Consider the following 12,547-nt stretch of genomic DNA (forward strand, 5'->3'; position numbering starts at 1 on the left):
AGGACGATGGTGGGTGATGTAGGGTTCGAACCTACGACCCGCTGATTAAGAGTCAGCTGCTCTACCAACTGAGCTAATCACCCGGACCATTCGTCGGGCAGAGCCACGCAAGGCTCGTGCCGTTCCCGCCGTACCGATCAGGGACCGGTCGCGGCGAGGGGGCGGACATAATGGCAATGACCCGGGCGTGCAAGGGGATTTGCGCCCGCCCGGCCTTTTGCGACAGCCCGCCGGTCAGGCCGTGGGGCCGCCCTCCAGCGCCTGGATCAGCACCCCCATGTTCTTGATGAACTCGCCGGTGGAGACGCCCATCACCGGGAAGTCGGTGATCCAGGGCGAGGTGTCGCTGGCGTCGCCGACGCGGGTGATGCGGTATTCGCCGGGCGCGACCTCGGGCGAGCCGTCGCCGATGTAGGGGTTGCTGACCGCCCTCAGCGGCGTGGGCCAGTAGCCGCGCGCGTTCAGGCCGGCGATGAGGCCGGCGACCACGGCGGGCTCGGCGGGCGGGCGCTGGCCGTCGCTGGTCATGTCCGAGACCGAGAGGTCCTGCAGGGTGAAGTATTTCGGCAGGGCGACCGAGCCCTGACGCGCCAGCAGGGGCGAACCCGCGCGGACGGCCTCGGGCGTCATGGCGGCAAGCCGGTCATACTCGGCCCGCATGCCGGCGACGTTCACGGCGCGGAACGAGCTGTAGTGGATGACCGTGTCCTCGGGATTGCCGTCGACATAGTAGGCGCCGTTGACGACGTTCGAGCCGCGGCGGTGGACGTAGAGCGGCTTGTTCGTGCCCGGCTGGATGAAGGTCGGATGGGTCCGGCCGTCGCGCTGGAGCCGTTGCGGCAGGCGGACGGATTCCAGCCAGTCGAGGGCCTCGGGCACGCGGGCGATGTATTTCCGGTCGCCGGTCAGGCGGTAGAAGCTGAACAGCTGGCCGATGTTGGCCGCCGTGGTGTGGGTGGCGTAGGCCTCGGGCTCATAGGTGCGGGCGGCCGAGGGCTTGAGGGTTTCAACGTTGTGCTGGAGACCCCAGCCGGCCTGGGGCGCGGGCTGCTGGCAGGCGAGGAAACAGTCCATCGCGCGCCGGATTGGGTCCAGCAGACGGCGTTCTCCAAGGGTCTGGTAGCAGAAGATCAGAAACTTGATGTTTTCGCCGGCCACGTCGTCGTTGAAGGTGATGTAGCCGGTGTAGTCGGCCTGGCCGTGCAGGCCGGCGTCGTGGCTGAGGGGATAGCGCTGGGGCCAGCCGCCGTTGGGATACTGGCTGTCGAGGACGAATTGGATCGCCTTGTTCAGCGGGGCGCGCCATTCGCGTTCGCGCTTCTCGAGATACATCCGCAGCAGGAACTGGGACGCCTCGGACGTGCCCGCATCGTCGAAGGTGGCGTTGCCGTAGTAGTGCTGGAATTCCTCCATCCGCCAGGCATTCCTGCCGTAGGTGTCGTACCAGCGGCGAAGGCTTTCCTCGCCCGCCGTGTCGATGACGTAGTTCCAGCCGCCCGAGGGATGCTGGCCGCGTATGAGGGCCCGGGCCGCGCTGGCGGCGGCGGCGTAATAGGCCTCGTCGCGCGTCGCGTGATACGCGTCGAGGAACAGATGGCCCATGGTCGCCGTGCCCGGAGGCTGGACCCAGATCATGGTCGGCGCGGCCTCCAGCTCGCCCCAGCGGCGGGAAAAGTCGGGGAGGGCCGACCAGACGTAGCCGCCGCCGACCGAAGCCTCGTCCACCATGAAGCGGGTGGCGCGCTTCATCGTCTCCAGCACCGCGGCGCGACCGGCGGACGGCGTCTGCGCGAACACGGGTCCCGCCAGGGCGGCGGCCGCGGCCGCCGTCATCAGGCCGCGACGGGAAAACTGGATCGGCATGGGTGACTCCTGCGGTTCTGACACCGGTATCATTGCACGTAGACGGCCCCGCGCAAGCCGGGCGGCGCTTGGGCATTCCGGTTTGTATGCGGGCGGGCTAGGCTCCGCGCAAATCAGCCGCCGGGGAGCGGCGAGGGGAGACGCAGACCATGGCCTTCTGGAACCGCCGGCGCTCGATCGACGCCATGCTGGCCCCGCACAGCGGCCATGCGCTGAAGAAGACGCTGAGCTGGCCGCATCTGATGGCGCTGGGCGTCGGGGCCATCGTCGGCACCGGCATCCTGACCCTCATCGGCGTCGGCGCGGGACTGGCCGGTCCGGCGGTGATGATCAGCTTCGCCCTGGCCGGTCTGGTCTGCGCCTGCGCCGCTCTGGCCTATGCCGAGCTGTCGACGATGATGCCGGCGGCGGGCAGCGCCTACACCTATTCCTACGCCGTGCTGGGCGAACTGATCGCCTGGATCGTCGGCTGGAGCCTGATCCTGGAGTATTCGCTGGTCGTGTCGGCGGTGGCCGTCGGCTGGTCGGGCTACGCCACCGGCTTCCTTGCCGGTATGGGTGTCGAGCTGCCGGCCATGCTGGCGGCGGGGCCCCACGTTGAGGGCGGGCTGATCAACCTCCCGGCGGTGTTCATCATCGCCGTGGTGACGGGCCTTCTGCTGCTGGGCACGCGCGAGAGCGCAACGCTGAACGCGGTTCTGGTGGTCATCAAGGTCGTCGCCCTGATCGCTTTCGTGGCCATCGCCCTGCCGACGTTCAACGCTGCCAACTTTACCCCCTTCATGCCCAACGGCTTCGGCTCGCCGGCCCTGCCGTTCGCCGAGCAGATCACCGGACAGCCCGTGGTCCAGACCGGGGTCATGGCGGCGGCGGCGATCATCTTCTTCGCCTTCTACGGTTTCGACGCCATCTCGACGGCGGCCGAGGAAACCAAGCGGCCCGAACGCGATCTGGCCATCGGCATCGTCGGCTCGATGGTGATCTGCACGGCCCTGTATCTGGTCGTCGCGGCTGCGGCGATCGGCGCCCGGCCGGTGGCGAGCTTCGCCGAGAGCCCTGAGCCTCTGGCCCTGATCCTGCGCGAGATGGGACAGGGGACGGCGGCCCAGTGGATCGCGGTCTCGGCCGTGGTCGCCCTGCCGACGGTGCTGCTGGCCTTCCTGTTCGGCCAGAGCCGGATCTTCCTCGGCATGGCGCGCGACGGCCTGCTGCCGCGCCGTCTGGCCAAGGTGTCGGTCCGCGGCGTGCCGGCGGTGGTGACGGTGTTCACCGCCATCGTCGTGGCGGCGCTGGCCGGCGTGATGCGTCTGGACGAACTGGCCTCGCTGGCCAACGCCGGGACGCTGGCGGCCTTTGCGGCGGTGGGCGTTTGCCTGATCGTGCTGCGCGTCCGCGATCCGAACCGGCCGCGCCTGTTCCGGGCCCCGCTGTGGTGGCTGGTCGGGGCGATCACCATCGTGGGCTGCGTCGTCTTCTTCTTCAGCCTGCGGCCGTCGACCCAGATGTGGTTCCTGATCTGGAACGTGATCGGTCTGGTCATCTACTTCGTCTGGTCGTCGCGGAACTCGCGGCTGGCCAAGGGCGAGGAGCAAGAGGGCTGATGGCGCTACGCGACCTGTCGGGCGCCGTCGACTTCGCCGTCCTTGAGGCGACGACCGGCGGCGACGACGGGATCAGCGAGGAGGTCCTGGGCCTGTTCGCCCAGCAGGCGGCCCTGTGGTCGCCGATGCTGGATGTGCGGGACGAGGGGTGGCGCGATGCGGTCCACACCCTGCGCGGCGCGGCCGCCGGCATCGGCGCCGGGGTGCTGGCCGAGGCCTGTCAGGCGGCCGAGGCGGCGGACAAGGCCGGTGCGCCGCCCCTGCTGGAGCGGGTGCATGACGCGCTGGAGATCGCCCTGGCCGACGTTGCCGCCTACCGCCACGAGCTGATGCTGAGGTCGCTGAGGGCCTAGCCGCGCGTGCGGTCGAACGTCTCGAACTCGTGGGCGATGCAGCGGTCGATCAGGGTGCGCCACACGGGCTCGGCGATGGCGGGCGACAGGCCGGCGGGCCCGGAAGCGGCCAGCACCTTCTGCACCACGTCCTCGATGCGGGCGTCGTCGTGGACGACGGAGCGGTCCGGCTTGATGCGGGCGGCGGCGTCCATATAACGCTGACGCTCGGCCAGCAGGACGACCAGGGCGCGGTCCAGGGCGTCGACGCCCTGACGGACCTCGGCCATGGAGGCGCAGGCTTCCGGCGCGGTGCGCGGGTCGATCGTGACGCTATCCGACAAAGGCGCGCTCCAGCACATAGTCGCCCGGCTCGGCGTTCGAGCCCTCCTTCAGGCCGAAGGATTCCAGCAGTTCGCCGGTCTCCTTGATCATGGCCATGGAGCCGCACAGCATCACGCGGTCCCGCTCGGGCGAGAAGCCCTCGGGCAGGCCAAGGTCGGCGAACAGGGCGCCGGACTTGATGCGGTCGGTGATCCTTCCCGGCGTGTCAAAGGCCTCGCGGGTGACGGTAGGGTAGTAGACCAGCTGGGCCCGGGCCTCATCGCCGATCAGGGGGTCGTCGTGGATGCCCGAGGTGAAGAAGTCGCGGTAGGTCAGGTCGGCGACGTTGCGCACCGTGTGGCAGACCACGACCTGGCCGAAGCGGGCGTAGGTGTCGGGATCGCGCGCGACGCTGATCCAGGGAGCCAGACCCGTGCCGGTTCCGATCAGCCAAAGACGCTCGCCGCCGGTCAGGGCGTCCAGAACGAGAGTCCCGGTCGGCTTCTTGCCCATCAGGACGGTGTCGCCGGGCTGTATCTTCTGCAGGCGCGAGGTCAGCGGGCCGTCGGGCACCTTGATCGACAGGAACTCCAACTGCTCGTCCCAGTGCGGGCTGGCGATGGAATAGGCGCGCAGGATGGGCTTGCCGCCGTCTTCGCCGGGCAGGCCGATCATCACGAACTCGCCCGAGCGGAACCGGAAGTCTTCGGGCCGGGCGATGGCGAAGCTGAACAGCTGGTCGGTCCAGTGGCGCACCCACAGCACTTCCAGTTCATGGAAGGGGGAGGCTTTCGCGGGCGGGGAGGAGAGGGCGGCGTCGGTCATCTGTGGGCTTATTAGGCGGTGCGGCGCCGGGGGGGAAGCCGTGCGGATGTCGCGATGCGCCCCGGGGGGATGACGGCGGCCAATTCTCCCTCTAGCGTCCGGGCCATGCGCAACAAACTTCTCGCCTCCACCCTGTTCCTTGCGGCGTTGTCGCCGTTCACCGCCGCGATGGCGCAAACGCCGGACCCGGCGATTCTGACGCCCGAGCGGGTGTTCGCCAATCCGTCCCTGTCGGGACCGGTGGCCAAGTCGGTCAGCCTGTCGCCCGACGGCGAACTGGTGGCCTTCCTGCGGTCGCGCGAGGACGATGTGGACGTGCTGGACCTGTGGGCCGCGCCCATCGGCGCCGGCGAGCCGTTCAAGCTGATCGACGCGCGGGCCCTGGCCCCCGACGCCGGCGAACTGTCCGAGGCCGAGAAGGCCCGGCGCGAGCGGATGCGGATCAGCGCCCGCGGCGTGGTCGAATATTCGTGGGACGAACAGGGCCGCTACATCCTGGCCCCGCTGGAAGGCGACATCTTCCTGGCCAGCCGTGAGGGCGGGGCCGTGCGCCGCCTGACCGAGACCGAGGCCGACGAGATCGACGCCAAGGTCTCGCCCAAGGGCAACTTCGTCTCCTTCGTGCGCGATCAGGATCTGGTCGTGGTCAACCTGGCCAGCGGGGCCGAGACGCCGATCACCGACGACGGCGACGGCCTGATCACCTGGGCCACCGCCGAGTTCATCGCCCAGGAAGAGATGGACCGCGACACCGGCTACTGGTGGAGCCCCGACGAACGCTACATCGCCCTGCAGCGCACGGACGAGAGCCCCGTGGACATCGTCCCCCGCCTCGACATCACGGGCGGCGGCGCCACCGTGGTCGAGCAGCGCTATCCGCGCTCGGGCCGGCCCAATGCGGTGGTCGAACTGTATGTGCGCGACATCGTCGGCGGCGGCCGGGTCAAGGTCGACCTGGGCGACAACACCGACATCTATCTGGCCCGCGTGAACTGGTCGGCCGACGGCCGCACCCTGTACGTCCAGCGCGAGAGCCGCGACCAGAAGACCCTGGATCTGCTGAGCGTCGATCCGACGACCGGCGCGTCGCGTGTGATCTCGACCCAGCGCTCGAACGCCTGGGTGTCGCTGAACAACGACTTCAAGGCGCTGGACGACGGCAATTTCATCTGGTCGTCCGAGGAGACCGGCTGGAAGCACCTGTACCTCTACAACCGCGACGGTCGCCGTCTGCGGGCGATCACGCGGGGTGAGTATCCGGTCAAGGCGCTCAACGGCGTCAACCAGCGGACGGGCGAGGTCTTCTTCACCGCCTCGATGCGCGACGGGGAAGAGCTGCCGATCGAGCAGCAGATGTTCCGCGCCTCGCTGCGCCGGACCATGACGCCGGTTGCGGTGACGCCTGCCGGCGGGTGGTGGAGCGCCTCGCTCAACAAGACCGGCACGGCCTATGTCGGCAACTACACCGACCTGGGCACGCCGTCGCAGTCCGGCCTGTACCGCGCCGACGGGACCTTCGTGCGCTGGATCGAGGAGAACCGGCTGGACGCGGATCATCCGATGTATCCGTATCTGTCGCGTCGGGGGAATGTGACCTTCGGGACCCTGCCCAGCCATGGCGAGACCCTGGTCTGGCAGATGACCACGCCTCCGGGATTCGATCCGTCGAAGACCTATCCCGTGGTGATGCAGGTCTATGGCGGCCCGTCGGGCGGCGGCGTGAAGCGCGGCTGGCAGGGGGCGACCAACCAGCTGCTGACCGAAGCCGGCTATATCGTCTTCCGTCTCGACAACCGCGGCGAGGGCGACCGTTCGGCGGCGTTCAAACAGGCGCTCCACCTGCGCATGGGTCAGCCCGAGATCGAGGACCAGGTTCTGGCGGCGAACTATCTGCGCTCGCTGCCCTACGTCGACGACAGCCGGATCGCCATGATGGGCTGGTCGTACGGCGGGTTCATGAGCCTGATGGCCCTGACCGAACCCGACATGGGTCTGGCCTCGGCCATCGCCGGCGCACCGCCGACCGAGTGGAGCCTGTACGACACCCACTACACCGAACGCTACATGTCGACGCCGCAGGCGAACGCCGACGGCTATGCGGCCTCGGACGCCATCCCGCGCCTGCCGAACCTGACCGGGCGGCTGCTGCTGATGCACGGCATGGCCGACGACAACGTCATCCTCGAGAACTCGACCCGCGTCATCGACGCGCTGCAGGCCTCGTCGGTCCCGTTCGAACTGATGCTCTTCCCCGGCCAGCGCCACGGCGTGCGGGGCAATGAAAGGCAGCTGCAGCAATGGCGCACGTATCTGGATTTCCTGGATCGGACGATCGGTACAAGGGCGCCCGCCGCGCGGGACTGATCGCGGGGGCGGCTCTTTCGCTCGCCGCCTGCGCCACGCCCAACGGCGACGGCAGCTGGACGACGCCGGGGGACAACGGCGGGCGAATCTACCAGCCGCCGACCGCCGCCGCGGTGGTGGACGGGGCCTTTCCCGCGCGCCGGGCGATCGAGGGCTCCCTCCAGCTGGCGATGAGCGAGCACAATGCGGCCCCGCAACCGCTGGCGTCCGTCATCGCGCTGGCCCCCGCCGCCCTGGAGGAGAGCCTGCGCGTGCCGTCGGGTGGACTGAACGGCCTGCCGATCCTGCTGAAGGACAATATCGAGACCCGCGACATGCCGACGACGGCCGGGTCGCTGGCGATGACCGCCAACGCCCCCGGACGCGATGCGCCGCTGGTCACGCGCCTGCGCGACGCCGGGGCCTTCATTCTCGGCAAGGCCAACCTGTCCGAGTGGGCCAATATCCGTTCGACCAACTCCATCAGCGGCTGGAGCGCCGTGGGCGGCCAGACCCGCAACCCCTATGACCTCGAGCGCACGCCCTGCGGCTCGTCTTCGGGCAGCGCCGTGGCGGTGGCCATCGGCCTGACGCCGGCGGCGATCGGCACCGAAACGGACGGCTCCATCACCTGCCCCGCCTCGGTCAACGGCGTGGTCGGCTTCAAGCCCACGGTCGGGCTGGTGTCCCGAACCCACATCGTGCCGATCAGCCATTCGCAGGACACGGCCGGGCCGATCACCACCACGGTCGAGGACGCCGCCATCGTGCTGTCGGTCATCGCCGGCTCCGACCCTCTCGATCCCGTCACGGTGGAGGCTGACGCGCGCAAGGTCGACTATCGCGCGGCGCTCGACGCCAACTCCCTGCGCGGGACGCGGCTGGGCGTGATGCGGTTCCTCGTCTCCAACTATTCGGCCGAGGCCCGGGCCGAGTTCGAGCGGGCGCTGCAGGCGCTGCGGGACGCCGGCGCCGAACTGGTCGAGATCGCCGAGGCGCCGAAGGATTTCCGTGCGCTGGGCGGCTGGGAAATCCAGGTGCTGATGAGCGAGCTGAAGCACGATCTGAACGCCTATCTGGCCTCGACCGACCCGGCGCAGGTGCCCACGCGGACGCTGGCCGACCTGATCGCCTTCAACGAGGCCGAGCCGCGCGAGACGGTGCTGTTCGGCCAGGAGCTGTTCCTGCGCGCCGAGGCGACGACGGGGCTGGAGGATCCGGTCTATGTGGACGCCCGCGCCAACTCCCTGCGCGCCGCGGGATCCGAGGGCATCGACCGGATGATGGCGGACAATGCCGTCGTCGCCCTGATCGCGCCGACGACGTCCCGGGCGTGGACCAACGACCGCGAGGACGAGGACAACGCCCAGGGCTCGGCCAGCCGGCTGGCGGCGGTGGCCGGCTATCCGCACCTGACCGTGCCGATGGGCTTCGACCGGGGCATGCCGGTGGGGATCAGCTTCATCGGCGGCAAATGGGACGACGCCCGCATCCTGTCGCTGGGCTACGCCTATGAGCAGCGGACGCATGAGCGGCGGCCGCCTGCGCTGGCTGCGCCCTAGGCGGCAACCTTTGGCGTAGCGGATGGTTTGGAGCGGGCATGGAAAAGCTGTTCGTCTCCTTCGCCACCGCCACGGCCAAGATCGCCGGCAAGCCCTGGACCTTCCTGGGCTGCGTGCTGATCGTGCTGGTGTGGGCCGCCTCCGGTCCGGTCTTCAAATTCAGCGAGACCTGGCAGCTGATCATCAATACGGGCACGACCATCATCACCTTCCTGATGGTCTTCCTGATCCAGAACACCCAGAACCGCGACGGCGCGGCCATGCAGGCAAAGCTGGACGAGCTGATCCACGCCGTCCGCGCCGCCGACGAGCGTTTCATCGGCATTGAGCATCTGACCGAGAAGGACCTCGACAAGATTCTGGGTCAGGTCGAGCAGCGGGCGGAACGGATCCACGGCGACGGGGCCAAGGCGATGCCCGTCGTCGCGACGCGCGAGGAGGACACTTCGGCGGTTGCGAAAAAGGCGGCCGCGAAATCCGCCAGGACGCCGGCGAAGGGCAAGGCCCGTGCAAGGGCGTCGGCGTGAGCGATCTGGCCGCCAATGTGGTGGGCACGGCCGCGGCCCTGTGTTCGATCACCAGTTTCGCGCCGCAGATGATCAAGATCTGGAAGGAGCGCGACGCCTCGTCCGTGTCGCTGAAGACCTATTCCCTGACGGTGACCTGTTTCGTGCTCTGGACCGCCTATGGCGTGCTGACAGCGGCCTGGCCGATCGTCGTGGCCAACGCCTGCGCCCTGGTGATGGCGTCAGGGGTGCTGGCGATGAAATGGCGGTTCAGCGACCACAGCGGAAACTGACGGTCAGCACTTCTGCCGGGCGTGGATCAGGGCCATGACCTGTTCGGCGGCTTCATCGGGCGTCGATGCTGCGGAGTCGATGCGGAGATCGGGCGCTTCCGGGGTTTCATAGGCGCTGTCGATGCCGGTGAAATTGGCCAGCTTCCCGGCCCGGGCCTTGGCGTACAGGCCCTTGACGTCGCGGGCCTCGGCGACCTCCAGCGAGGCGTCGACGAAGATTTCCACGAACTCGCCGGGCTCCATCCGCTCGCGCGCCATGCGGCGTTCGTCGCGGAAGGGCGAGATGAAAGAGACCAGCACGATCAGCCCCGCATCGGTCATCAGCCGGGACACCTCGGCGACGCGACGGATGTTCTCGACCCGGTCGGCGTCGGTGAAGCCCAGGTCGCGGTTCAGGCCGTGGCGGACGTTGTCGCCGTCCAGCAGGACGGTGTGCAGCCCCTCGGCGTTCAGCCGCTGTTCGACACGGTTGGCGATAGTGGACTTGCCCGCGCCCGACAGGCCCGTGAACCACAGCACCAGCGGCGACTGCCGCTTCAGGGCGGCGCGGTCGGCGCGGCTGACGCTCAGCGCCTGGGGCCGGACGTTGGCCGAGCGGCGCAGGGCGAAGCGGATCATGCCGGCGCCCGCCGTCTCATTCGTCATCCGGTCGATCAGGATGAAGCCGCCGAGGTCGCGGTTGACGGCATAGGGCTCGAAGGCGACCGGGGCGTCGAGCGCCAGGGTGCAGCGGCCGATGTCGTTGAGGGTCAGGGTCTGGGCCGCCAGTTCCTCGCCCGTGTCGACATTGACCTTGTGCCGGATGTCGCTGATCCGGGCGGGCACGGTGGCGGCTCCCAGTTTCAGCCAGTAGGCGCGGCCGGGCAGCAAGGGGCGGTCGGACATCCAGACCACATGGGCGTCGAACTGGTCGGCGACCTCGGGCGGAGCGTCGGCCGCCGCTATCAGGTCGCCGCGCGAAACATCGACGTCGGGAGTCAGGCTCAGGGTCACGGACTGGCCGGCGCGAGCCTGTTCGAGGTCGCCGTCGAGGCTGACGATCCGGTCGATCGCCGCGCAGACGCCCGACGGCAGGATGCGGACGGCGTCGCCCGGGCGGGCCGTTCCCGACTCGATGCGGCCCGCGACGCCCCGGAAGTCCGCCTGGCGCGTGACGCCCTGAACCGCCATGCGAAGCGGGGCGGGCGCGGCCTCGGCAAGCCGCACAGTCTGCAGATGGGCCATCAGCGTCGGGCCCGCGTACCAGGGCATGGCTCCGGCGGTCATCACGTTGTCGCCGCGTTTCGCGCTGACCGGGATGGCGTTCACGTCTGTCAGGCCGATGGCGGCGGCGAAGGCGCGATAATCGTCGACGATGGCGTCGAACCGGTCCCGAGACCCCTCGACCAGATCCATCTTGTTGACCGCCAGCACCACCCGCCGGACGCCCAGCAGGGCCAACAGACGGCTGTGCCGCCGGGTCTGGGTCAGGACGCCCTTGCGCGCGTCGATCAGGACGATGGCGAGGTCCGCCGTCGAGGCGGCGGTGACCATGTTGCGGGTGTACTGCTCATGCCCCGGCGTGTCGGCCAGGATGAAGCGGCGCTCGCCGATGTCGAAGAAACGGTAAGCCACATCGATGGTGATGCCCTGCTCGCGCTCGGCGGCCAGGCCGTCGACGAGGAAGGACAGGTCGGGCTCGCCGTCGATCAGGGGCAGGGCGGCGGTCTGGTCGGCGGGCACGGCCCCGGCCTCGTGCAGCAGGCGGCCGATCAGGGTCGACTTGCCGTCGTCGACCGAGCCGCAGGTGATCAGGCGGACGATTTCGCGGGGGCCGGTGTCGGTTGCGTGGGCCATCAGAAATAGCCCTCGCGTTTCTTCCGCTCCATGGAGGCGGCGGGGTCATGGTCGATGGCGCGGCCCTGACGTTCTGACACTGACGCCTCGCGCACCTCGCGGACGACCGCGTCCAGGGTGTCGGCGTCGCTGTCGACCGCTGCGGTCAGGGGCCAGCAGCCGAGGGTGCGGAAGCGAACGCGGCGCGGCCGAGCCTGTTCGCCGGGGCGCAGGGCCATGCGGTCGTCGTCCAGCATCAGCAGGGCCCCGTCGCGCTCGATGACGGATCGTTCGGCGGCGAAATAGAGGGAGGGCAGGGCGATGGCCTCGCGCTGGACGTAGCGCCAGACGTCCAGCTCGGTCCAGTTGGACAGGGGGAAGACACGCAGGCTTTCACCGTCGCCCAGCCGGGTGTTGTACAGGCTCCAGAGCTCCGGCCGCTGGCGTTTGGGGTCCCAGCCGTGGGCGGCGCTGCGGACCGAGACGATCCGCTCCTTGGCCCGGCTCTTCTCCTCGTCGCGGCGGGCGCCGCCGAAGGCCGCGTCGAACCGTCCGGCGTCCAGCGCCTGTTTCAGCCCCTGCGTCTTCCACAGATCGGTGTGGACGCTGGCGCCGTGATCGAACGGATTGATCCCCTCGGCCTCAGCTTCGGGGTTGCGATGGACCAGCAGTTCCATCCCCGCCCCGGCCGCCGCCTGGTCGCGGAAGACGTACATCTCGCGGAATTTCCAGGTCGTATCGACGTGCAGCAGGGGGAAGGGCGGCGGGCTTGGAAAGAAGGCCTTGCGCGCCAGATGCAGCAGGACGGCCGAGTCCTTGCCGCCCGAGAACAGCAGCACGGGCCGCTCGCATTCGGCGACCACCTCCCGGAAGATGTGAATGGCCTCGGCCTCAAGGGCGCCCAGGACGTCGTCGTGCAGCCGCATGGTTCAGCTTTGGCCCCGGAATCGCGCGGCGCCAAGCCTCACGCGGGGATGACGGCGGTGGTCTCGATCTCGATGCGGGCCGCGTCCTCGATCAGCCCCTTGACCTCGACCACGGCCATGGCGGGATAGTGGGGCCCGATCAGTTCGCGCCACGCCG

The 12,547-nt window shown here is 69.2% G+C and carries 11 protein-coding genes and 1 tRNA gene; 6 read left to right on the forward strand and 6 right to left on the reverse strand.

Annotation, left to right across the window (positions count from 1 at the left end; translation table 11 throughout):
• Positions 1 to 7 precede the first annotated feature (7 nt).
• Both V6M42_RS15190 and V6M42_RS15195 read right to left on the reverse strand, forming a co-directional pair.
• A tRNA-Lys gene (locus tag V6M42_RS15190) sits at positions 8 to 83 on the reverse strand.
• A 151-nt stretch (positions 84 to 234) separates the two neighbouring features.
• The gene (locus V6M42_RS15195; RefSeq protein ID WP_332679255.1) at positions 235 to 1,863 is read right to left on the reverse strand and encodes a pectate lyase; all 1,629 of its coding nucleotides are present in this window, start codon (positions 1,861 to 1,863) and stop codon (positions 235 to 237) included.
• Between the two features lie 149 nt (positions 1,864 to 2,012).
• On the opposite strand from V6M42_RS15195, the gene V6M42_RS15200 reads away from it, so the two are divergent.
• Entirely contained in the window at positions 2,013 to 3,464 is a 1,452-nt protein-coding gene (locus V6M42_RS15200; RefSeq protein WP_332658831.1) for an amino acid permease, read from the forward strand.
• Positions 3,464 to 3,817 carry an Hpt domain-containing protein gene (locus V6M42_RS15205; protein ID WP_332679256.1) on the forward strand — a complete coding sequence of 118 codons (354 nt, stop codon included), beginning with the start codon at positions 3,464 to 3,466 and terminating at the stop codon, positions 3,815 to 3,817. The genes V6M42_RS15200 and V6M42_RS15205 overlap by 1 nt, the downstream gene beginning before the upstream one ends.
• Here the strand turns inward: V6M42_RS15205 and V6M42_RS15210 are convergent.
• Both V6M42_RS15210 and V6M42_RS15215 read right to left on the reverse strand, forming a co-directional pair.
• Positions 3,814 to 4,158 carry a chorismate mutase gene (locus V6M42_RS15210; protein WP_442880989.1) on the reverse strand — a complete coding sequence of 115 codons (345 nt, stop codon included), beginning with the start codon at positions 4,156 to 4,158 and terminating at the stop codon, positions 3,814 to 3,816. The genes V6M42_RS15205 and V6M42_RS15210 overlap by 4 nt on opposite strands.
• Positions 4,130 to 4,945 carry a ferredoxin--NADP reductase gene (locus tag V6M42_RS15215; RefSeq protein WP_332679257.1) on the reverse strand — a complete coding sequence of 272 codons (816 nt, stop codon included), beginning with the start codon at positions 4,943 to 4,945 and terminating at the stop codon, positions 4,130 to 4,132. Before V6M42_RS15215 ends, V6M42_RS15210 begins: the two co-directional genes overlap by 29 nt.
• Before the next feature lie 105 nt (positions 4,946 to 5,050).
• On the opposite strand from V6M42_RS15215, the gene V6M42_RS15220 reads away from it, so the two are divergent.
• The 4 genes from V6M42_RS15220 to V6M42_RS15235 are packed head-to-tail and all read left to right on the forward strand — an operon-like array spanning position 5,051 to position 9,649.
• Positions 5,051 to 7,309, forward strand: coding sequence for a S9 family peptidase (locus tag V6M42_RS15220; RefSeq protein ID WP_332679258.1), 2,259 nt, complete (start codon positions 5,051 to 5,053; stop codon positions 7,307 to 7,309).
• Positions 7,243 to 8,850: an amidase gene (locus V6M42_RS15225; RefSeq protein ID WP_332679259.1), complete on the forward strand. Its 1,608-nt coding sequence runs from the start codon at positions 7,243 to 7,245 to the stop codon at positions 8,848 to 8,850. The genes V6M42_RS15220 and V6M42_RS15225 overlap by 67 nt, the downstream gene beginning before the upstream one ends.
• 38 nt (positions 8,851 to 8,888) lie before the next feature.
• On the forward strand, positions 8,889 to 9,377 hold the full coding sequence (locus V6M42_RS15230; RefSeq protein ID WP_332679260.1) for a low affinity iron permease family protein: 489 nt from the start codon (positions 8,889 to 8,891) through the stop codon (positions 9,375 to 9,377).
• Positions 9,374 to 9,649 (forward strand): SemiSWEET family sugar transporter, encoded by a 276-nt coding sequence (locus V6M42_RS15235; protein WP_332658825.1) that lies wholly within the window; start codon positions 9,374 to 9,376, stop codon positions 9,647 to 9,649. Before V6M42_RS15230 ends, V6M42_RS15235 begins: the two co-directional genes overlap by 4 nt.
• Before the next feature lie 3 nt (positions 9,650 to 9,652).
• On the opposite strand, the gene cysC is transcribed toward V6M42_RS15235, so the two are convergent.
• Complete coding sequence (cysC, locus tag V6M42_RS15240; RefSeq protein WP_332679261.1) at positions 9,653 to 11,485, reverse strand: adenylyl-sulfate kinase; 1,833 nt, start codon at positions 11,483 to 11,485, stop codon at positions 9,653 to 9,655.
• Complete coding sequence (gene cysD / locus V6M42_RS15245; RefSeq protein WP_332679262.1) at positions 11,485 to 12,390, reverse strand: sulfate adenylyltransferase subunit CysD; 906 nt, start codon at positions 12,388 to 12,390, stop codon at positions 11,485 to 11,487. The genes cysC and cysD overlap by 1 nt, the downstream gene beginning before the upstream one ends.
• Between the last annotated feature and the right edge of the window lie 157 nt (positions 12,391 to 12,547).

This window comes from Brevundimonas sp. (genome assembly GCF_036677305.1).
Lineage (GTDB): Bacteria > Pseudomonadota > Alphaproteobacteria > Caulobacterales > Caulobacteraceae > Brevundimonas.